Below are 21,038 nucleotides of genomic sequence, written 5' to 3'. Positions count from 1 at the left end.
AATGAAATGTCCAAATTGTCAGTCAGATAAAATCCGCAAGAATGGTCATCGCAGAGGGAAACAAAATTACCAGTGCAAGAGATGCGATCGCCAATTCATCAATAAGTATACAAAGCGTGGATACTCAATGGAAGTAAAAGAAAACTGCTTAAAAATGTATGTCAATGGTCTAGGGTTTCGAGCGATAGAAAGAATTACAGGAGTCAACCACAATACGGTGATTCGATGGGTCAGAAATTCTGCCCAGATTTTGCCTGACGCACCCTGGGTTTCAAAAATACCTGAGATTACTGAGGTAGATGAACTACAAACTTTTGTGGGTCAAAAAAAATAAAGTTTGGCGCAGCGGCTATCGCCGCAAGCGACGCTAGGCGCGTCTTCGAGCGAAAGCTCGTGCGACAGTTGTCAACCATTTTTCACCTGGAATTTTGGCTTGGGCGATTGGCGATCGCTCTCAGGAGACTTTTAAGCCCTTGTGGAAAATAATTAGAGGGTGGAAATCATTTTTTTATGTTACGGATGGATGGAAAGTTTACCCCTGTTTTATACAGCGATTTGCAGGTTCATGATGGACAGTAACAGCAGTGGGCAAACCAGTTACGTAAATGTTTCGGATTCATTAAATCCATCGCAATTTTAATGAGTGTATCAACCATTTTGGAGGTTCTCGGCGAGAACTGCCTTAAGAAAGCCTTGAGTTGTGACCACCAGTGTTCAATTGGATTAAACTCTGGAGAGTAGGGAGAAAGGTATAGTATCCTTGCTCCTACTGCTTCAATTAAAGGGGCAATAGCTTTGACCTTGTGTGCAGGTAGATTATCCATGACCACTACCGCCCCTTTCCAAAGTTGAGGAACAAGACATTTGGAGATATAAACTTCAAAGGCAGCAGAATCCATTGAACCATCAAGAGTCATTACACCTAACACTTTAGAAACTGCGATCGCGCCAATCACACTCACCTTGCCACCTCGATAAAAGGGTTTAAAGTCGTAGGCTCTTTCTCCAGGCGCAGCACGGGCATGAGTTCTCATCAATCCAAGTAACACTTCCATTTCCGATACGAAATACTAAATCTTTAAGGTCTATCTCTTTTACTTTTGACCAATACTCGGCTCGAAGAAGTTGAACTCGCTCAGTTTTAGCTTGGCTGGGACGGAATGTTTTTTTTTCGAGGCAATTTTAATCGCTGGAACGTTCTACACATGGTACTTTGGCTGACCCACAGTCCTGTTTCATCGTAGAGCAGTTCACAATATTCTGCTAAAGTTGCGTCATTATGTTTCTCAAATATAGCTATCAGTTGAGTTTTATATTTCATTACAGGACTTACCATAGACCCACCCTGCTTTCCAGGGATAATATGACCTTTTATCCGTTTCTGCGTAACTAATTTTTGAACAAAGTTTTTGCTAACAGCAAAACGCTGTGCGACTTTTCTGACTGAACTATCACCGTCTTCGATCGCACTTACAATCTTCTCTCTAAAATCTACCGAATAAGCTTTCATTTACGAGCTATTTTGACAATGCTTTATTGTCTCACATTTAGATGCAAACCGCTGTAAATGAGTGCGATCATCTTGTTCTTAAAACCTATATGACTAGGGTTGAAGGAGAAAATACTCGATTAAGACATTGTGCGCTGGAGCGCACCGCCGTTGCGAAAGCAACGTCGAATCGACGTATGTCGATTGCTCGTTTGAAAAGAAAAACTTTATGTTACTCTAAATGCGAACAAATGCTTCGAGCATCGGTTAAGTTATTGCTTCATTACCTTCACTATAAAGATATTCCTGTTTAAATCATCCCGCAGGGATGCAACGCCGATTTGAGCTATAAGTAAACCAGTAGCAACCTGGGGGAAAAGATTCGTCAGGATAAAGATTTCCCCATCTCCATCACGAGTAGTTTCGTCTAAAATTACTTTGACACGTCGAATTGTTGATAAATATCCTTCATTATCACTAACTTTAACAGTTTGTTCCCAGACTTGGCCCCCTTCTACTAAACCAATATGGCGGAATTCAGAAGCATCATGCCAAGGAAAACATTCATGTTCTCGGATAATAAAATAGCCAGCTCTAGCAACAATGCCACTCAAAAAGTTCAAAGTACAGAAATTGCGATCTGCTACCCATACATCATCATCTTCGATTGTGCTCAAAACTTTATTTAGTAAAGAACGTTCTTGAGCATGACCATCTTCACAGGGAAAAACATCGACCGCTAACATTAAGGATGGATCGAGTACAACTAAAGATTGTCCAGGTAAAGGCGCACTGTTACAGGTACGAAGAGGTTTAAGACGATGTTCACTTGCAGCTATTGCGTTGCCATCTAAAATTTTAAGTCGATAACCAGGCAGCCAATTAGGTAATTTTCCCTTTAAATGCAGAACAACTGCTTCCATTGAAGCTCCTGTTTCTCTAACTAATTCAGCACTTACATTGGACTCCATGGCATTGAGCTTGTTATAAACAGAAGTGACTGAAACAGACATTGTTGATACTTTAGCTTGATAAGCAGCGTGAATTGAAGGTCGAATTCCACAAGCGACTTCATTCATCATTTCTACTACAGTTGAAAATAGTAGTTCTTTTGTGTACTGAGTTTGTGTACTTTTTTCAAATAGCTCGTCAAGTTTTTGAGGAGATAAAATTGTTTCGAGGAGTCCACGAACCATTACTGAAATAGGACTTTCTTCTACAAAACGTTCAAATACTTGACCTAAAATCATTCTGACTGTTCCCCTATCTGTCAATTGTATTTTTTCAACTAACTATAATTTGGGGAAATTTACAAGACCTTGAAAGGGCTGGTTCTAGAGTCATAGAAACGCTTCATATTTCTTTTTTTGTTCGAGATTTAGTTTAACAATCATCAGATGATATTCGCACGATTATAAAAGTTACACACTTCATTGCTCGAAAAGTTTTTTAAGCCTAGAGCTACTTTTCCCTGTCTCCTGTTCCCTAAAACCTCTATTTTTCGTTTCGGTGCGTAAGTCCTGGATTATTATTTATTGAGAAATTTGTGCTTTAATTGCTTGTTTCTCCTACATCAGATTAGCATCAGAAGGAAAATCGCTTTAATTAGTTTTTGTCCTCGATTTGGTTGGATCGAGAATTTTCATGACGATTAATCAACTTTAAATTCGGGGATATAACTTTTATCGGTAGATTTAAAGATAAAGAAATCAACTGTTTTTATCTTTTTGATGAACAAACTAATTGCTTCTCCTCTAGGATTAAGAAAAATAAAACAAGCAAGAAAGGAAAAAGGCTGGAATGTCAATGATTCTCGTTGGTTGGAATCTGCTAGTAAAGTTTTAGGAATTACTGAGAAGGGTAAATTAGCAGCAGGGATTTCTTATGGAACTTGGAAACGTTTTTTAGGAGGCAAATATCCAATTAACGATCGCGCTTTTCAGGCTTATTGTCAGGTGTTAGGTTTGGAATGGCAAAGAGTAGTTGAAGGGAGAGAAAATATTGCTAGTAACACAACATTAAATGCTACTCAAAATCGAGATTGGGGAGAAGCGATCGATGTTTCAGTTTTTTTTGGTCGTCAAGAAGAGATTGTTACCTTAAGCAATTGGATAAAGCGCGATCGCTGTCGGGCGATTTTACTTTTGGGAATGGGGGGAATTGGTAAAACGGCTTTAGCTATTAAAGCTGCTCAAACTATTCAGACTGAATTCAAGTTTATTCTTTGGCGCAGTCTCCGTAATGCTCCTACTTTAGAGAGTTTATTAGCAGAAATAATTCAATTTATTAGTAATAAACAAGCAACTAAATTACCCGAAACAAATCAAGAAAAAATAGTCTTATTAATTTCATATTTACGTATATCCAAATGTTTGTTGATTTTAGATAATGCCGAATCAATTATAGCTAGTAATTCTATTCAAACTGATAATTTTTATCGTTTGGGATATGAAGATTATGAATTATTTTTTAAAGAGATCGCTGAAACTAAACATCAAAGTTGTTTGTTAATTACTTCTAGGGAAAAAATTAGAGAATTGGCTATTTTGGAAGGTAGCTCGCTATTAGTCCGCTGTTTACCCCTTCAAGGTTTGGCAACGGCAGAAGGTAAAGAAATTTTCCAGACTAAAGGTTCGTTTAGGGGTTCGGAAGCAGATTGGCAGTTACTTTTAAGGCGTTATGGTGGCAACCCTTTGGCATTAAAAATTGTTGCTTCCTATATTAAAGATTTTTTTGCGGGTAATCTTCAGGAATTTATTGCTGTTTTGCAAAATGGACTATTTATTTTTGATGATATTCGCTTACTTTTAGAAAAACAATTTCAACGTTTAAATTATCTCGAACAACAAATTATGTATTGGTTGGCAATTGAACGCCAGCCTATTACGTTATCTCAATTACAACAAAACTTTATTACTAATATTTCTTTGGGCAATTTAATTACCGCCTTAAAGAATTTAATAAATCGCTCTCTGATTGAAAGTATTAGCGATCGCTTTACTCAACAACCAGTAGTAATGGAATATGTTATTAGTGAATTAATTGACAGAATTAATGAAGAAATAATTACAGGAGAAATTAACTTATTTAATAGTCACGCCCTAATTCAAGCTCAAGCACCAGAATATATTTATAATTCTCAAGTTTTTTCGATCTTGCAACCTTTAATCGAACAATTATTATTTAGTTGCGGTATTCCAGAGTCTATTGGCGACTATCTGCAAGAAAATTTAGTTAATTGGAAAATTCAACCAATAAAAGGTTATTTTGCAGGGAATACGATTAATTTATTACGTCAACTACAAATAGATTTAACTGACTATGACTTTTCAGAATTAACAGTGTGGCAGGCAAATTTACAAGGTTTAAATTTACATCGGGTTAATTTTTCTGATTGCGATTTATCCCAGTCGATATTTACCGAAACCTTGGGCAATATCTTGTCTGCTGCCTTTAGTCCTCAAGGAAATAAATTTGCTACGGGTGATAATGGCAATAAAATTCGTATTTGGGATCGTCATACAGGAAAACTACTGGCTATCTGTCACGGACATGATAATTGGATTCGCTGCATTGCATTTAGTGCCGATGGTCAAACTATTGTCAGTGGTGCGGGGGATTTTCAAGTTAGATTGTGGAATGGGAATACAGGAGAATGTCGGCAAACTTTTTTAGGACATCAAGATGAAATTTATACTGTAGCGATCGCTCTTGATAGTATTTTAGCTAGTGGCAGTGGCGACTGTACGATTAAACTATGGGATATTGTTACAGGTCAATGTCTCCATACTCTCACGGGACATAAATCTTGGGTACGTTCGGTGGCATTTAGTCCTGATGGTCGTCTTTTAGCTAGTGGTAGTGGTGACTGTACGATTAAACTATGGGATATTGCTACAGGTCAATGTCTCCATACTCTCACGGGACATAAATCTTGGGTACGTTCGGTGGCATTTAGTCCTGATGGTCGTCTTTTAGCTAGTGGTAGTGGTGACTGTACGATTAAACTATGGGATATTACTACAGATCGATGTCTCCACACTCTCACAGGACATAGTGGTGCAGTTTATAGCGTAGCATTTAGTCCGATTGCCACCAAGAGCGATCGCCCGATGATTTTAGCTACAGGAAGTGGCGATACAACTGTGAGAATTTGGAATTTAAATACTTATCAATGTCAAAAAACCCTCTACGGACACAACAATGAAGTGATTACAGTAGATTTTGGCAACGATCGACAAACTGTGGTTTGTGCTAGTTTAGACCGCACCGTCAAATTATGGGATATTACTACAGGTCAATGTTTAAGGAATATTGAAGGTAACACTGATTGGGCTTTTCCTATAGCGTTTAATTCAGGTATCTTAGCGGGAATTTCTAGCGACTATCAAGTCAGATTATGGAATCTGTCTACTAAAGAATGTCAACAAACTTATTCAGGACATCAAGATCATATCTGGTCGGTAGCATGGAGTCCCGACGGTAAAACTCTTGCCAGTGGTGGTGCAGATTGCCAAATTAGATTGTGGAATGTCAATAATAACCAATGCGATCGCGTGTTAACTGGTCATCAAGATTGGATTCGAGCGATCGCTTTTCATCCCGATGGTAAAACTTTGATTAGTGGTAGTGGTGATGGCAAGGTTGCTATTTGGGATATCATTACAGGAACTTATGAAACGATCGATGTACCTCAAATTTGGTCTTTGGCATTAAGTAAAAACGGAAAATACTTAGCAACAGCAAGTACTAATTCTCAAGTACAAATCTGGGATTTAACTAGCAAAAAATGTCTGCATACTTGCATTAGTGATGATAATCGCGCTATCTATACAGTGGCTTGGAGTTTTGACAACATAATTTTTAGTGGTGGTGCTGACGGTAAAATTAGACTATGGAATGGGAATACAGGAGAATGTCGGCAAGTATTCCCAGGACATGAAGGATTTATCTTTGCTATAGCAGTAGATAATGAAGGTAAAATATTAGCTAGTGGTAGTGGCGATCGCACTGTTAAATTATGGGATATTACTACAGGTCAATGTCTCCAAACCCTTACAGGACATGACAACAAAGTATGTTCGGTAGCATTTAACGAAGGGGAAATCTTAGGCAGCGGTTCTCAAGATCAATCGATTAAACTTTGGGATATCTCCACGGGAAAATGTCTTAAAACTCTTAGGGTTACTAGACTTTATGAAAAATTAAATATTACTAGCGTGACTGGTTTAACTCTCGCACAGCAAGAAACTCTTAAAGTTTTAGGGGCGATCGCTAATATAAAACATTAAAACCTCTTGTAGCTTGTCTTCAAGCTTACAGGGTAAGAGCGCGCAAGAAAAATGAAGCTGTAATATGCTATCAAAATCCATCTCTCTAACGGTACTCAAACAATTTTAAAAGTCAAAATAAGATAAAATACTTTTATTGACTTTAACATTATTCTCAAGCGCGATCTCCATCATGAAAGAAACAACGGGAGCAGCCATGCCTCCCTGTTTCGATAGATGGTGTAAAAAGTTTGATGATTTACTGAGGGTAATCATGTAAAAGTAATGATATAAGCTGAAGTTTAAAATTAAAAACTTTCTACTCAATGCTTCAATACTTCTATAGCATTACCAAGATACAGTCGATTGAATTAAGTACCAAGGTTTATCTGAGTACTTAACCCAAGAACTCAAAAAACCTTCACAAGTTATGAAATTAGTTTAGTTGTACTGCCCCTATATCTGGTGTATCTGCGTAAGTCCTGTGAATAGAATGTGAGTTTCTTGGGCAATTGCATCGTGAGTAAAAAAAGCGTCTATAATTTTGAATTATATAAATACCGTTAACTTTTACGAACACAATTTTTAGCTGTAGATTCCTGACGCGCTTTATTATTATCAAACTTACTCGCATCCAATCCCGCCACAGGTGAAGCGGTAGTCATGATTTTGGTGCGGCTTTGAGACTTCCAGTATTCGTATTTGAGGAACGGAAACGAAGCTACTTTTTTGGCTAACGCCCAGAAAAATAAATAGCTAGCTAACAATCTTTCCAAAGCACCAAAGCAAGATTCTCTCAACTCTTCAATTTGGTCTTTTTGCTCGATGACCTCGGCATTTCTAAAGTAAATTTCATCATTATTGCTGCCCAAAACCATCGCCTCACTAAAGCCTTTTCTGGCGATCGCAGGATTTTGTCCGACGACATAAATTTCTGCCCCAGCCCAAATATTTCTCACGCCATTAGCCTGCTTTCCCGTCATCAACACCGCATTTTCTGCGGCTGAGGCACGAGCGCTACGTCTGCCGTCGGGTATCCCCAACCAGATTAAAGTACCTCTAACGACGCGATGTCCGTAAGCGTGAAGGAGATGATTCTGAGGGTTAGCACTGTGGACTTCTAAACTGGCAATGCCGTAGCTAAGGGAAAATAATTTGCTAACGTAGGCTTGTAAAAACTGGTTGACCCAAGGCACATCACCAATAACCAAGGTTCTCTTACCCATGCGAGCAAATAGCTGTCTACCTTGACAAGCACGTATGAGTAAAGTCCACAGCCAGGCACCGAAAATATAGACGGCGATATCTGCTAGAGTTACCGCAGGTGCGATCGCCGCTTGCCAACTAGAGGGTAAATTAAAAACTGCAAAAATTAATTCCGACAGAATTTTAACTAAAGAAATTGTATGTCCGAAGGGAATTACCCAGCCCACCGTTACTATGATATACAGCGCATGAATTGCCCAGGCTAGAGGAGTTTCGGTGATATGATTGCTCCAATGACGACCGCCACGAACTAGCTTGTGTCTAATGGCAGATTCGATTGGTTTTCCCTGGGTCGTAGTTCCCATAATCTGCGGTACGTTTTTACTGAGAAAATCTTCCTTCATCATTGCCAAAACCTGCAAACTTTCTTGAGTTAAGGTCATGCCGAAAGGATGCGAATTGGGAAACTTGGTTCTCATTTGTTTAGCAAGATAAAGTAGTAATTCAGTAAGGGTTTGCCAACCAGCAGCCGTAGTTACAGTGCTAGGTTCGGCGGTTCTGCGTCCAGAACCGTTGATAAATACGCGCTCGCGGCGATCGCCGATATTGCCTAAAAAGGTAGAGGAAGTAATGGTGGTAAGTCCCCCACTTCCTTTAGTGGCATCGATAAAGCTGCTCAATTCTCCCGTAAGGATAAAGAGTTCGCCGACAACTCCCTGACCGCATAGATAGTTAAAAGTATCGATCGCCTGGACGGTAGAAAAGGTTTGACCCGATTGAGTAATGGCTAATATTAGAGAGTCTTTATTTAAGTAAAGCTGGCTAAAATCTCGCTCTAGTCGCCCTAAAAGCTGATTGGCATCTATCGTTACCACATTTAAAAAGGGAAACACGGTTCTTAAATCTTTGGCAAATCTCTCACCCAACCAGAGGCTATTTTCCTCTCCCGTAATTAACAAATCTACAGTAGTCATCGGTCTGACTCGACTTACCGAGCCCGATTGAAACATCAGTTGTTGTTTTTTCTCAAAGCGTTGCACTTTTTCAGTCAGGAGATAGGCTAGGTAAGCAGCACTTCTACGGCTGAGAGAATTAGGATCTTGCCAGGATTCTTTGATTTCTGCTAACACCGCAGGAATCGAATTAATGTCCTGGGTTACGGGATCTTCGTCGCCAGCAGCAGCAAAACGAATGTAGGGTAAGTAGGGATGATCTTTTAGGGAAACCCATCTAGTTTTTAATTCTTCGCTTAGCAGTAACTTTTGTTGGCTTAGGGAGTAAACAGCAACATCTTTGGCACTGACTAAGGCAACTTCTCCTGCTTGCCGATCGAGATCCAACCGAAAAGACTGAGGATTGCCCAGCAAAACTCGGTCTACGGCTGCGGGTTCGGAAGCATAGACCATATAGCCCTGCTGCCAGTTAAAACCAATGGTTATCGGTTGTCCTTTAGCACTGAGAACTAGTCTTTTTGCCGACAGCGTTGAAACCGTTACCAAACCAAAACTGCCTTTAGCTTTGGACATGAATATTTTAGTGGCATGAAATAGGTTGTTGTTAAAAAAAGCTTTGATGGCGGTTTGCACGAAGGCGGTTCTTTGTAGCTGACTCCACTGCGCGGTAAAACTGTGAGTGTTTATTTTTGCTAAGATACGTTGCGCCAGACTATTTAAAGATTCTGGTGGTATGGCAGAGTTGTTAACTGGGAGAGAAGATTGCATCTCGACAAATACTCGTTCGAGAATTTCTGCCAAACCCGTCAACTCTGCTACAGAAGGAGCAGTATTCGGCGTGTCTGCATAGGGTTCGAGTCCGCCGAAAGTTTCTTCGAGCGAAGTTACGATCGCCATTTGATATGCCAACCGTACCGAAGGATACCACATTCCATTAGTAATTAATAAATCCATTATCCCCGCAATCTTGGGTGAATCTCCCCTAGTGGCATTGGGGGTATGTAAAATTCTCTCTAGCCACAGTCCCAAAGTGGCACTATCGACATCTTTATTAAACAGCGTCCAACTATCAAAGTCGCCGTTGTGGGTGATACGGTGGTTGACATTTTTAGTTTGACAGTTCCATTCACCATCTTTAAATTGCCAGACTTTTTCTGGACGCGCCGCCATCCATTCATGCCAGTGGGTTTCTATTTCTGAAGGGGCAGTGCCACTGGTGGCATAGCGATAGTGCCATGCCCCCATTAATGTCGATGATAGGGGTTCGATCCCAGAGGCAGTTGCCTTTTGTCTGACGGTTGCAAAGGCTGCTTCTAGAGATTTGGTGAGATTAGCTCGTTTGCGATTGACGATCTTTTTGCCAACCAATACGGCGTTATCTTGGTTACGAGCTACTACTAAACCGCCTCCTGCCTGTTCGCCGCGAATTTCGGTTTCTCTACCCATCTGTAACGCAATTTTTACCAATCTTTCGGGCAAAAGTTTATTGCCATCGTCGGCGTTTCTTTCGGCAATAAAGCCAAAGTTACCGCAGTAAAGATACTCTGCTACTCCCGTTACTGTTGCTTCTAGATCTGAAAGAGAAACTAGAGCAATTATTAGATTTGCCGCGAGCGCAATTTCTCCTAAAAAATTATCGGTATACGAACTAAAGATAATGACTGCTAAAAGATTAAATGCAATTCCGCCAGCAGCTTTAAATCTTAACTGAGTAGAGTTTTCTACTGCTATGTATGGTTGGCTGGAAGACAGTAAAGGAATAAATATCTGGTTAAAAGGTAATAATGACTTAAAAATATCTCGAATACTGCGATGTTCGAGAATGTTATTGAGGTTGATATTATTTAGTTGGCGATTGACGAAAGCGATCGCCAGGGTATGACCCAAACCATGTAAAATAATTGCGCTATTCCAAACTAATCTAAGAAAAATAGAGTAGCAAAAGAACAAATAAATACTAGAAATTCCGCTATTGATACTATTGATAATTATGAATAAAATAGAGATCGCTTCGGGAACTATATTTTGAATAATCAAAAACCAAATTAACATTTGTCACTCTCTTGACTAAATATATACCAACGGTCACGACAGGTTCCAGTCTGCGCATCGCGGGGTCGCTGCTACCTTCTGAAGCCCGAGTAATCCGTGACTTAAAGTATCTCTTAGCTAAGCCAACTGAGGTAAGATCGGTTTTGGATCGGCAAAAACTAGGGCTTGTCAATAGCAGGGAGGGTATTGTCAACTTAACAGAAAGGGCGGTGTGAGATAATGGAAGTATGAGTAGCAATCCCTATCATCGTCATCGCTTCACCCCAGAAATCATCAGTTATTGAGTTTGGCAGGCTCCAGCGTGCAACAGTTTCTCTTTGAGCTATCGAGACATAGAAAAATTGATGCTTTACAAAGGAATAGAAGTAACTTACGAAAATATTCGGAATTGGGTGGCCAAATTCAGCTTGTCCGCAGCGAAAAAAATAAGAAACCAGAGAGCCAAAGCCAGTGACAAATGGCATTTAGATGAAATCAAAATCGTCATCAAGGGTGAAATTCATTGGCTTTGGCGAGCCGTAGATGAGAACGGTTTGGTATTAGACATTTTAATTCAGAAACGGCGCAATGCTTAAGCTGCCAAACGATTGATGAAGAAGCTACTGAAGAAACAGGGATTAACTCCCAGAGTTATTGTTACCGATAAGCTTAAAAGCTACGGAGCAGCGATGAAACAAATAGGTTTAAGTGTAGAACACAGACAGCACAAAAGTTTAAATAATCAAGCCGAGAATTCACATTAATGGACGAGATTACGAGAAAAGAAGATGCGAAGGTTTAAGTCTTCTGGTCAGGCGCAGCGATTTTCGGCAACTTCGGAACTAATCGGAGAGCGAAAAAAAGTGGGGGCAATCATAGTAAAATGACCTAATGTCAGAGACTTCAACTCCCGTCACGTACCAGCTAAAAATAGTGTTAGTCGGCATCAGTCCGATGATTTGGCGACGGATAAAAGTGAGTAGCGATCTTACCATTGCCGATCTTCACTACATAATTCAGATTGTCATGGGCTGGAAAGAGGAACATCTACACCAATTCCTGATTCATGGCGTACATTATGGCATCAATTACCCTGGCACGGGTGGATTCATGGGCAATGCTCATGAAATCAAACTATCCAAATTTGGTTTCAGAGAAAGAGAAAAATTCAGCTACGAATACGACTTTTACAGCAATTGGAAACATCAAATTAGAGTAGAAGCTATTTTGCCTGATGAAAGCGAGCGAGTATTACCAATATGTACCGCTGGCAAAGGAAGCTGCCCTCCCGAAAATTGTGATTTAGTCAAGTAGATAAATTCAATTAATTGGAAAATGGTTGTAGCAACTACAGTAGATAACAAAAAGATTATATCCGAATTTACTTTCTAATTTATTTAAACTTGAAATATTCAAATTACATCGCTCGATCGCGTACACATAGTATTTTTATTAATATTTTCTTATAGTTTTATTACAATTTAAATTATGGTTTCGGCTAACAAGGTAACTAAAGCAGTTATACCCGCAGCAGGTTTTGGAACTCGAATGTATCCCATAACTAAAGCGATTAAAAAGGAGTTTTTGCCAATTGTCGATCGCGACGGACGAGCCAAACCAATAATTTTAGCAATAGTAGAAGAAGCCATAAGCGCGGGTATAGAAGAAATTGCAATTATCACTCAAGAAAGCGATCGCGATTTATTTTTAGACTTCTTTCAGTCTCAACCATCACCAGAACTATGGCAGAAGCTATCATCAGAAAACAGAGAATATAGTCAGTATTTACAAAAATTGGGCGATCGCATTACTATTCTTACTCAATCTAAACCAGAGGGATTTGGTCATGCTGTGTTTTGCGCTAAAGATTGGGTAAACAACGAACCGTTTTTATTACTATTAGGCGATCATGTATATATTTCCGAAACCGAAGTTTCTTGTAGTAGGCAGCTAGTTGATGTCTACAAGAGAGTAAATAAAAGCGTTGTTGGAATTACGATAATGTCTGATGAAATTATTCAGAAAGCAGGCTGTATTGGAGGCACTTGGCAAGAAGACAAATCTCTGTTGAACATTACCCAAATATACGAAAAGCCATCTCTAGAATATGCTCGTGAACATTTACACGTGGCAGGCATGAACGAGAAGGAATTTTTGGGCATTTTTGGATTGTATATTTTAGAACCCAAAATATTTGACTTTTTAGCTTCAGAAATTGCTAATAACGAACGATTTAAAGGTGAATTCCAACTAACTACCTGCTTGGATAAACTACAGTCAGAAGTAGGCGCGATCGGCTATTTAGTTAAAGGTCAACCTTATGATACGGGAATGCCGTTATTCTATCGTCAGACAATGATTGATTTTTACAATTGAGTAGTTGTGATGAATAGACTTGTTGGGAATTAAGCTAAAAAAGTAGCTATAACCTATATTCATCATAGGATTTAGCGTTTTTTGATAGACAATATCTGAAAACCTTATATGATAAGCTTTTCAGTCATTTCAAATGTTATTACCCAACAAGTCTAATTTTGATGATTATCAGACTTTTAAATACTAAACCAATGGCAAACTAACGTAAAAAGTGCTGCCTTCACCCAAACGGCTTTCTACCCAAATTTGTCCGTCGTGCCTTTCGACAATGTGACGGCAAATAGCCAATCCCAAACCAGTTCCGCCTTTACCACGAGAATCAGAAGCATCAACCTGTTGAAAACGCTCGAAGATAGAGTGTAACTTATTAGCAGGAATACCTCTACCAGTATCTTTTACCTGTAGCAAACAGCGATCGCCTTCAATAGCTGCTTTTAACCATACTTTTGCCCTTGGTTCGGAAAATTTAATCGCGTTGCTGAGTAAGTTAGTTAGAGTTTGTAAAATGCAGTCTGGATCGATTTTTAGTTTAACTGCAAGAGATTCTAACTGTAATTCTACTCTCGCTCGTTCTGCCATCGGCTGCATGGTTTCTACTGCCTGTACTAACAGCCGATCTAGATGGCAATCTACTGGCTCGATCGCAATTTTGCCAGATTTTATGCGTTCTAAATCTAAGATATCGTTAACCAGGCGAATCAAGCGTTCTATATTACGAATGGCTACTTGCAATATTTGTTTGCCGCGATCGCTCAAAGTTCCCAATTGACCCGTGTTCAACAAGTCTAGTGCACCAATGGTTGAAGTCATGGGAGTTCGCAATTCGTGACTGACTAAAGAAATAAATTCATTTTCTAACCGTTTGCGTTCGGTGATGTCGTTCATAATTTGCAGAGTGCATTGAGTTTCACCCAACTGAATCAATTCTAAAGATAGTAAAACGTTTTTAACTTGACCCGATTTAGACCGAAACTCTAATTCCTGGTTGCGAACAAAACCTCGCGACTGAGATTTTTTTAAAGCGTATTTATATACTTCTAAAGCACAGGAAGAATAAATGCGATCGATCTGTTCTCCTACCACTGCTGCTTCGGAGTAGCCGCTCATGTGCAAAAAACTATCGTTGACTTCTACAAAACGCCCTTCTAAAACGGTGGCGATCGCAATCGGATTGGGACAGGCGCGAAAGGCTTTGGCAAACTTATCTTCGGCAGCGGTTTTTTTAGCTATTTCTTGCTGGAGATGAATATTTTGCGCTTGAAGCTGCAATTGCAAGTTACGAATTGTTAAGTGAGTATCTAATCTGGCTAATACTTCTTCAACCTGAAACGGCTTGGTAATATAGTCTACACCACCAGCCTGAAAAGCTTTGACTTTATCAAAAACATCTCCCAAAGCACTAATAAAGATCACGGGAATATTACGAGTGCGATCGTCGGCTTTAAGCTCCTGGCAGACCTCATAGCCATTCATTTGAGGCATTTTAACATCTAACAAAATCAAGTCTGGGGGTGCGGCTTTAGCTCCCCGTAAGGCTGTAGAACCTTTGGTTACGCTTCTAACTTTGTAACCTTTTTCCGTCAACATTTGAGATAATAAAGCCAAATTTTCTGGCGTATCGTCAATTGCCAGAATATCTGCTTTGTGATTGCTGGTTCGCGCTCTCGTCATCGATTTAGCCGACAAGTATTAATACTATCAAAATAGTACCGTAGCTGAAGCCAAGAATAGCTTTTGACTTCTTCTGGTGTCTAAATTTCGATCGCTTTTATTGCTTTGTAAATTGCCTGTTGTTGTTCGGCATCATAACCCCAACGTTTGAGAAAGCTTTGGTAATTACCTTCACCTTTAGCAATAGTTTGCTCTAATTTGGTTATTTCTGTTTTAACTATATCTAAATTCATCTGCCGAATTAAATTAGCAGTCCTTCTGGCAACTTGCTCCGAACCCAGGGCATTTTCTAGATCCTGATTGCGTTGATGAACCACTGCCATTGCCGTAGACATGGCTAAATTTTTGACTAATAGTTCGCCAACTATTTCGGGAGCGGTTTTTAAAGCTTCAATTACTCCAGATGACGGATTATCTGCCAGGGTCAAATCTCCAGTTAGATAAGGCACAAAAAAGCCTCGCGCTCCTGCTTTAGTATCGATCATCGTGGCGATCGCCCGTTCGATTTCTGACTCCTGAAGTTCGTTTTGGCTCATCTTAACCATCAACGATTGAGTTTCTAAAATTGCCTCTTGAAACGAGAGTGATGGTGTTTGCTGTTGAGAATGGTTCATGACTATATATATGGTTATAGTGTTAATTGAGCTTTAAAAATTTATCTAGTGCTGTTGTCATTGTTGGCGGCCAACGACGAATATTTTGCACCCACTCTAGATCTTGGTAACGATTGTCTAAGCCTACTGTCGCTACCCAGTTACTTTCGGCTTCTCCTTGTTTGCCCTCTACCCAAAGCACTGCTGCTAGAGCCGCACGCATATCGGCAAACATAGGATACTTGCGAACTAAATTACGCATTTGACGAATCGCTTCGGCGCGATCGCCCAATTGATAGGTAACTAAAGCAGCATTAGCGCGAGCCAAAGCAAAATCGGGTGCGAGACTAACCGCCTGGTTATAGTCATCTAAAGCTTCTTGCCATTTTTCCTGTCCTGCTTTGGCGTTACCGCGATTATTGTAAGCCGTTGGATCTCGGTCGTCGATTTCCAGCACGCGATTGTAATCGGCTAAAGCTAGTTGCCAGCGTCTTTGACCTTCATAAGCAATACCACGATTGAGATAGGCATCGGGATATTCGGGGGCGAGTTCGATCGAGCGACTGTAATCGGCGATCGCGGCTGCTAATTTATACTGACCGATGCGAACGTTGCCTCGATTGCTCCAGACGGCAGGATTATCAGGAAATTCATCGATTAGCTGCGTCCAATAATCTTCGGAACGAGCAAAGTCACCATTTTGAGCGGCACGAACTGCTTTTTGGGCGATTTGCTCTCCTCTTTTTATCTGTTGAGTAGTGATATTGATATTGTGATTGGTATCTGCCAGAGCCAGAGTGGGGCTATACAGCCATAGGCAGCAGATCCACAATAAACAGAGCAAGGTGTGAATTAGAGAATTTATTAGAGTCATATTATATGTTTATATTTAGTTTAATATTTTCTCTAAATTGAGCAACGATTGAAGATTACTGACGAATTTACGTGGTTGAGGACGACCGTTTCTCTAGTAATTTTTGAGATAATTAAATTAATTTCTACTCTATCTACAGGCGATTCGCATGATTGCGGTACGCCGAACGTAATCGCACCGATGGTCTAGCGTACTAACTTGACTCTCGATCGAGTATAGATATTGCTTGAATATTCTGTTAACAAACAATCGCCAACTTTAATGACTTTAATTCGCATTCCTCAAGCCTGGGAAATTTCCGAAAATCAGATAACTCCGCCTCGACTGTACTATAATCGCCGTCGCTTTATTAAAACTCTAATTGGGGCAGGCATCGGAGCGAGTGTATTACCTCTAGCTGGTTGCCAAGCAGGAACTGCCGTTGGCAAATCTGCTTCACAAACCGCTTTAGAAGCTAGCCTGGATTTACCGCCTATTGATGTCGCCCAGAATCCTAAATTTGCCAAAGTTAACCGACCGATAACTACAGAAGAAATTGCAGGACAATACAATAATTTTTATGAGTATGGTGGCAATAAGAAAATTTGGCTCGATGCCCAAAAATTACCTACAGAAAATTGGCAGGTTGAAGTAACGGGTTTGGTTAAAAATCCTCGTACCTACGACATTGACGACCTCAAACAACAGTTTCCCCTCGAAGAAAGAATTTATCGCTTTCGTTGCGTTGAAGCCTGGTCTATGGTGCTGCCTTGGATTGGTTTTCCCATGAAAGCTTTAATTGAGGCTGTCGAACCTACTGCTAAAGCTAAGTTTGTTAGCTTCACTTCTTTTTATGACCCCGAAATTACTACAGGTCCTACATTTCATTTGGGTTCGCTTCCCTGGCCATATACAGAAGGACTGCGAATTGAAGAAATGGCAAACGACCTGGCTTTTTTTGCAGTTGGTATTTACGGTCATGACTTGCCCAAACAACATGGCGCACCCTTACGTATGGTTACTCCCTGGAAATACGGGTTTAAAGGAGCTAAATCTATTGTCAAGATTGAATTTATGGCAACTCAGCCAGCCACTTACTGGAATACTCTCGATCCTAACGAATACAAGTTTGAAGCTAATGTAGAACCCGATGTTCCCCATCCTCGATGGTCGCAGGCTACAGAAAAATTTATCAGTACGGGACCTGGCTTATCGTGGGAAATTAAAGAAACACTTCCCTACAATGGCTATGGAGAATATGTAGCTAGTCTGTACGCCTAAAAAATATAGTGTCGGGCAATATCGACCGATTTTCTATAAAAAACTGAGGTAGTTTAATATAACCGCCTCAGTATAAAATTTAGCCTAAAAAAAAGCTGGCTTAAATCGAAGAAAAACTTGGTAGTTTATCTTCCTTTTTTAATATCTCGCGCCATATTACGGAACATATCCATACTGCTGTCGCTTTGACGACGCTGCTCTGGCTTTTTACTATAACTAGCGTTGAGAGAACTAGTTTGAGTGTTAGCTTGATTGACCGCAGAACCAGTAGTAATGCTAGATTGCGGTTTAAAATTACCGCTAGTTTGAGTTACTATAGAGCCGCCAGTAGCTCCCGGCTGACCTTGAGAAGAACTTAGAGTAGGTTTGATTTCATTACCAAAACCTGCATTTCCCATAGAAGAAGTCTCTACGGTTATTTCAAAACCCTCTGTATTTTTTAAAGTTTTAGGAAAAGTTTTTCTAACTTTCTTTGCCTTTCTCATATAGTCGATGTCGCCCAGAGTCTGTGAATCATCTGGACTGAGAAAAAAATCATTTTTTGCCATGAATTGTGTCTCCTGTGATGGTGCCGATGAAAATACGTCTAAATTAAAATTTCGCCTGGCTATAGTTGCGAAAAATAACCAAAAATTAATTTAAGTTAAGTTAAATGTTATTGTACATATAAATAAAACTAATAGTCAAATAAAAAGCGATCTCTCGAAAGGTAATAGCTGTCAAGTTTTTTTTGCTGACGAATAGCAAATTGCCAAGCTAAGTAGCAGCTATTTTTAGCTATTTATAGTTTTAATAACCGTTACAAGATCGAGCGGTTAGTTTTAAAAAATACAAATTTTTCTAATTTAGTTTGAGGTTGACTCTGCACCACTACAAAGTTGCCTAAAAATATTCAAGCATTTACAGCGATCGCAACCCTCAGTTTTCATCTCTTTCAAAATATCGGATTGGAATGAAAATACTGAAGTGGTTTTAAATAACTACTTCAGTAAAAATTTAGCCTTTAAAATAATTGGCTCAAATCAGAAAAACTTTGTTTATCTTCTTTTTTTCATGTCCCGCGCCATGTTACGGAACATATCCATACTGCTGTCGCTTCGACGACGCTGTTTTGAGCTTTTATTAGAACTTGCGTTAGTAAAGCTAGATTGCGGTTTGAAATTGCCACTAGTTTGAGTGACCACAGAACCTCCAGTAGCTCCAGGCTGACCTTGAGAACTAAAATTAGAAGAGCCAAAAGCTCTATTGCTACTTTGGTCTTGCTCGTTTCCAGTATTAGAATTTTTATTTTTTATTGACGCAGTATCTGTGACTACTTCAAAAGCACCTTGATTACTAGCATTTTTGGGAAAAGTTTTTCTTACCTTCTTTGACTTTCTCATAAACTCAATGTCGCCCATACTTTGAGAATCGTCTGGACTGAGAAAAAAATCATTTTTTGGCATGAATCGTATCTCCTGAAGTTTGCTAATGATTATATTTTTAGATTAAAATTTCGCTTGACTATAGTTGCGAAAAATAACCAAAAATTAATATAAGTTAAGTTAAAAGCTATTTTACATATAAACAAAACTAATAGTCAAATAAAAAATAATTGCTTGAAACAAGAGCTATCAGGTTTTCCTACTGAATACTGGAAAATTACAGTGTGAAATAATAGCTATTTATAGCTTTAATAATTAGTGTGACTTTAATTAATTTATTTTACAAAAGTACAAAAAATTATAATTTGTTTTGATATTAGCACAGTAATACTACAATTTTGCCTTAAAATATATTAAGCATTTATAGCGATCGCCACAAAGCAAAAATTTACCTATTAATTTAAGGGAGCTAGCTAGTTTTTAGTCTGCGAACAAAGCAAGATAAGTTACTGCCTGTGACTTTCAAATAAGCCAAATTGAAAACCTACAGCTAGAACAAACTTTGCTAAGATTGGCTACGAATATTATTATTTTTATCGCTCGCTTATGTCTTCTGTGATAACCATTCATAACCGCGCTAATTCTCAGCAATTAGCGATCGCCCCTCCTAGTTCGGGAATAGCAGTACGAGGAGCGATCGCCATACCAGGAGATAAATCAATTTCTCATCGTGCCTTGATGTTGGGAGCAATTGCCTCTGGAGAGACAATTATTGAAGGATTGCTATTAGGAGAAGACCCTCGCAGCACCGCTAACTGTTTTCGGGCGATGGGAGCGCAAATATCCGAACTAAATACCGAGCGAGTTGTGGTTAAAGGAGTCGGTTTGGGCAATTTGCAAGAACCTGCTGGCGTTTTGGATGCGGGTAATTCTGGAACTACGATACGGTTAATGCTGGGCTTATTGGCATCTCATCCCGACAGATTGTTTGTAGTTACGGGAGATAGTTCGTTGCGATCGCGTCCTATGTCTCGCGTGGTTACTCCCTTAGAACGCATGGGTGCAACTATCTGGGGACGCAAGCAAAATTCACTGGCTCCTTTAGCGGTCAAAGGCAGAAAGCTTAAAGCCATAAACTATTTATCTCCTATTGCTTCGGCACAGGTCAAGTCATGTATTTTGCTGGCGGGATTAATGGCAGAAGGCAATACTACAGTTATCGAACCAGCTTTGTCTCGCGACCACAGCGAACGAATGTTAAAGGCTTTTGGTGCCAAACTAACGGTAGACCCGCAAACTAATAGCGTTACTTTAATCGGACAACCTCAACTTACAGGACAAAAGGTCGTCGTTCCAGGTGATATTAGTTCTGCTGCCTTTTGGCTGGTGGCTGCGGCAATTGTGCCTGACTCAGAATTGTTAATTACTAATGTCGGAATTAATCCTACTCGCACTGGAATCTTAGAGGCTCTAGAAATGATGGAGGCAGATATTACTAGAGAAAACGAACGTATTGTAGCAGGCGAACCAGTTGCCGACTTGCGCGTCCGCTACAGCCAACTTAAAGCCTGCACTCTGAAAGGCAGTTTGATTCCCCGTCTCATCGATGAAATTCCAATTATAGCAGTGGCTGCTGCTTTTGCGGAGGGAACTACAGTTATTAAAGATGCAGCAGAGTTACGAGTCAAAGAGAGCGATCGCCTGGCAGTAATGGCATCAGAACTAACTAAAATGGGAGTAAAGATCGGCGAATTGCCCGATGGCTTGGAAATTACTGGCGGCAATTTTCTAAAGGGAACGGATGTCGATAGTTATACAGATCATCGTATTGCTATGAGTCTGGCGATCGCAGGTTTAACTGCCGAGGGGGTTACTACCATTCATCGCGCCGAAGCAGCCTCAATTTCTTATCCCAACTTCGTTAATACTTTACAGCAGGTAACCACCTGAA

The 21,038-nt window shown here is 39.8% G+C and carries 14 protein-coding genes and 3 pseudogenes; 8 read left to right on the top strand and 9 right to left on the bottom strand.

Annotated elements, in window-relative coordinates:
• Position 1: 1 nt before the first annotated feature.
• A pseudogene (locus KV40_RS36605) lies at positions 2-548 on the top strand (IS1 family transposase); the annotation flags it as partial.
• A gap of 15 nt (positions 549-563) precedes the next feature.
• Here KV40_RS36605 and KV40_RS06490 read toward each other — a convergent pair.
• Positions 564-1,055 carry a transposase gene (locus KV40_RS06490; RefSeq protein ID WP_036479081.1) on the bottom strand — a complete coding sequence of 164 codons (492 nt, stop codon included), beginning with the start codon at positions 1,053-1,055 and terminating at the stop codon, positions 564-566.
• An 86-nt stretch (positions 1,056-1,141) separates the two neighbouring features.
• The gene (locus tag KV40_RS06485) at positions 1,142-1,510 is read right to left on the bottom strand and encodes a hypothetical protein (RefSeq protein ID WP_036479079.1); all 369 of its coding nucleotides are present in this window, start codon (positions 1,508-1,510) and stop codon (positions 1,142-1,144) included.
• 65 nt (positions 1,511-1,575) lie between these two features.
• On the opposite strand from KV40_RS06485, the pseudogene KV40_RS35645 reads away from it, so the two are divergent.
• Positions 1,576-1,803: pseudogene (locus KV40_RS35645) on the top strand (hypothetical protein); the annotation flags it as partial.
• Here the strand turns inward: KV40_RS35645 and KV40_RS06480 are convergent.
• On the bottom strand, positions 1,762-2,739 hold the full coding sequence (locus KV40_RS06480; protein ID WP_216595547.1) for a hypothetical protein: 978 nt from the start codon (positions 2,737-2,739) through the stop codon (positions 1,762-1,764). The pseudogene KV40_RS35645 and the gene KV40_RS06480 overlap by 42 nt on opposite strands.
• A gap of 480 nt (positions 2,740-3,219) precedes the next feature.
• On the opposite strand from KV40_RS06480, the gene KV40_RS06475 reads away from it, so the two are divergent.
• Entirely contained in the window at positions 3,220-6,780 is a 3,561-nt protein-coding gene (locus tag KV40_RS06475; RefSeq protein WP_036479077.1) for an NB-ARC domain-containing protein, read from the top strand.
• Positions 6,781-7,322: 542 nt separating this feature from the next.
• On the opposite strand, the gene KV40_RS06470 is transcribed toward KV40_RS06475, so the two are convergent.
• The gene (locus KV40_RS06470; protein WP_052055423.1) at positions 7,323-10,970 is read right to left on the bottom strand and encodes a hypothetical protein; all 3,648 of its coding nucleotides are present in this window, start codon (positions 10,968-10,970) and stop codon (positions 7,323-7,325) included.
• 344 nt (positions 10,971-11,314) lie between these two features.
• Between KV40_RS06470 and KV40_RS36600 the strand changes: the two are divergent.
• The 3 genes and pseudogenes from KV40_RS36600 (at position 11,315) to KV40_RS06450 (ending at position 13,325) form a co-directional block, all read left to right on the top strand.
• Positions 11,315-11,713: pseudogene (locus KV40_RS36600) on the top strand (IS6 family transposase).
• Positions 11,714-11,840: 127 nt separating this feature from the next.
• Positions 11,841-12,263, top strand: a complete 423-nt coding sequence (locus KV40_RS06455; protein WP_052055421.1) for a plasmid pRiA4b ORF-3 family protein — start codon at positions 11,841-11,843, stop codon at positions 12,261-12,263.
• A 174-nt stretch (positions 12,264-12,437) separates the two neighbouring features.
• The gene (locus tag KV40_RS06450) at positions 12,438-13,325 is read left to right on the top strand and encodes a UTP--glucose-1-phosphate uridylyltransferase (protein WP_036479075.1); all 888 of its coding nucleotides are present in this window, start codon (positions 12,438-12,440) and stop codon (positions 13,323-13,325) included.
• 183 nt (positions 13,326-13,508) lie between these two features.
• On the opposite strand, the gene KV40_RS06445 is transcribed toward KV40_RS06450, so the two are convergent.
• The 3 genes from KV40_RS06445 to KV40_RS06435 form a co-directional block, all read right to left on the bottom strand.
• Positions 13,509-14,996, bottom strand: coding sequence for an ATP-binding protein (locus tag KV40_RS06445; protein WP_036479073.1), 1,488 nt, complete (start codon positions 14,994-14,996; stop codon positions 13,509-13,511).
• Positions 14,997-15,076: 80 nt separating this feature from the next.
• On the bottom strand, positions 15,077-15,610 hold the full coding sequence (locus tag KV40_RS06440) for a hypothetical protein (RefSeq protein WP_036479071.1): 534 nt from the start codon (positions 15,608-15,610) through the stop codon (positions 15,077-15,079).
• A 22-nt stretch (positions 15,611-15,632) separates the two neighbouring features.
• Positions 15,633-16,463 carry a tetratricopeptide repeat protein gene (locus KV40_RS06435; RefSeq protein WP_036479069.1) on the bottom strand — a complete coding sequence of 277 codons (831 nt, stop codon included), beginning with the start codon at positions 16,461-16,463 and terminating at the stop codon, positions 15,633-15,635.
• 261 nt (positions 16,464-16,724) lie between these two features.
• Between KV40_RS06435 and msrP the strand changes: the two genes are divergently transcribed.
• Positions 16,725-17,723, top strand: coding sequence for a protein-methionine-sulfoxide reductase catalytic subunit MsrP (msrP, locus tag KV40_RS06430; RefSeq protein WP_036479067.1), 999 nt, complete (start codon positions 16,725-16,727; stop codon positions 17,721-17,723).
• Positions 17,724-17,848: 125 nt separating this feature from the next.
• Here the strand turns inward: msrP and KV40_RS06425 are convergent, their stop codons facing one another.
• Positions 17,849-18,271, bottom strand: a complete 423-nt coding sequence (locus tag KV40_RS06425) for a hypothetical protein (protein ID WP_052055420.1) — start codon at positions 18,269-18,271, stop codon at positions 17,849-17,851.
• A 489-nt stretch (positions 18,272-18,760) separates the two neighbouring features.
• Positions 18,761-19,168 carry a hypothetical protein gene (locus KV40_RS06420; protein ID WP_052055419.1) on the bottom strand — a complete coding sequence of 136 codons (408 nt, stop codon included), beginning with the start codon at positions 19,166-19,168 and terminating at the stop codon, positions 18,761-18,763.
• A 525-nt stretch (positions 19,169-19,693) separates the two neighbouring features.
• Between KV40_RS06420 and aroA the strand changes: the two genes are divergently transcribed.
• Positions 19,694-21,037, top strand: a complete 1,344-nt coding sequence (gene aroA / locus KV40_RS06415; RefSeq protein WP_036479063.1) for a 3-phosphoshikimate 1-carboxyvinyltransferase — start codon at positions 19,694-19,696, stop codon at positions 21,035-21,037.
• The last annotated feature ends 1 nt before the right edge of the window (position 21,038 follow it).

The organism is Myxosarcina sp. GI1, from assembly GCF_000756305.1.
Lineage (GTDB): Bacteria > Cyanobacteriota > Cyanobacteriia > Cyanobacteriales > Xenococcaceae > Myxosarcina.
The sequence above is the reverse complement of the archived record's forward strand: the minus strand, read 5'-3'. Positions and strand labels throughout refer to the sequence as shown.

Excerpts from the sequence above, each read along its gene's own strand:
- KV40_RS06490 (WP_036479081.1), bottom strand. The coding sequence starts at position 1,055 with ATGGAAGTGTTACTTGGATTGATGAGAACTCATGCCCGTGCTGCGCCT.
- KV40_RS06485 (WP_036479079.1), bottom strand. The coding sequence starts at position 1,510 with ATGAAAGCTTATTCGGTAGATTTTAGAGAGAAGATTGTAAGTGCGATC.
- KV40_RS06480 (WP_216595547.1), bottom strand. The coding sequence starts at position 2,739 with ATGATTTTAGGTCAAGTATTTGAACGTTTTGTAGAAGAAAGTCCTATT.
- KV40_RS06475 (WP_036479077.1), top strand. The coding sequence starts at position 3,220 with ATGAACAAACTAATTGCTTCTCCTCTAGGATTAAGAAAAATAAAACAA.
- KV40_RS06470 (WP_052055423.1), bottom strand. The coding sequence starts at position 10,970 with ATGTTAATTTGGTTTTTGATTATTCAAAATATAGTTCCCGAAGCGATC.
- KV40_RS06455 (WP_052055421.1), top strand. The coding sequence starts at position 11,841 with ATGTCAGAGACTTCAACTCCCGTCACGTACCAGCTAAAAATAGTGTTA.
- KV40_RS06450 (WP_036479075.1), top strand. The coding sequence starts at position 12,438 with ATGGTTTCGGCTAACAAGGTAACTAAAGCAGTTATACCCGCAGCAGGT.
- KV40_RS06445 (WP_036479073.1), bottom strand. The coding sequence starts at position 14,996 with ATGACGAGAGCGCGAACCAGCAATCACAAAGCAGATATTCTGGCAATT.
- KV40_RS06440 (WP_036479071.1), bottom strand. The coding sequence starts at position 15,610 with ATGAACCATTCTCAACAGCAAACACCATCACTCTCGTTTCAAGAGGCA.
- KV40_RS06435 (WP_036479069.1), bottom strand. The coding sequence starts at position 16,463 with ATGACTCTAATAAATTCTCTAATTCACACCTTGCTCTGTTTATTGTGG.
- msrP (WP_036479067.1), top strand. The coding sequence starts at position 16,725 with ATGACTTTAATTCGCATTCCTCAAGCCTGGGAAATTTCCGAAAATCAG.
- KV40_RS06425 (WP_052055420.1), bottom strand. The coding sequence starts at position 18,271 with ATGGCAAAAAATGATTTTTTTCTCAGTCCAGATGATTCACAGACTCTG.
- KV40_RS06420 (WP_052055419.1), bottom strand. The coding sequence starts at position 19,168 with ATGCCAAAAAATGATTTTTTTCTCAGTCCAGACGATTCTCAAAGTATG.
- aroA (WP_036479063.1), top strand. The coding sequence starts at position 19,694 with ATGTCTTCTGTGATAACCATTCATAACCGCGCTAATTCTCAGCAATTA.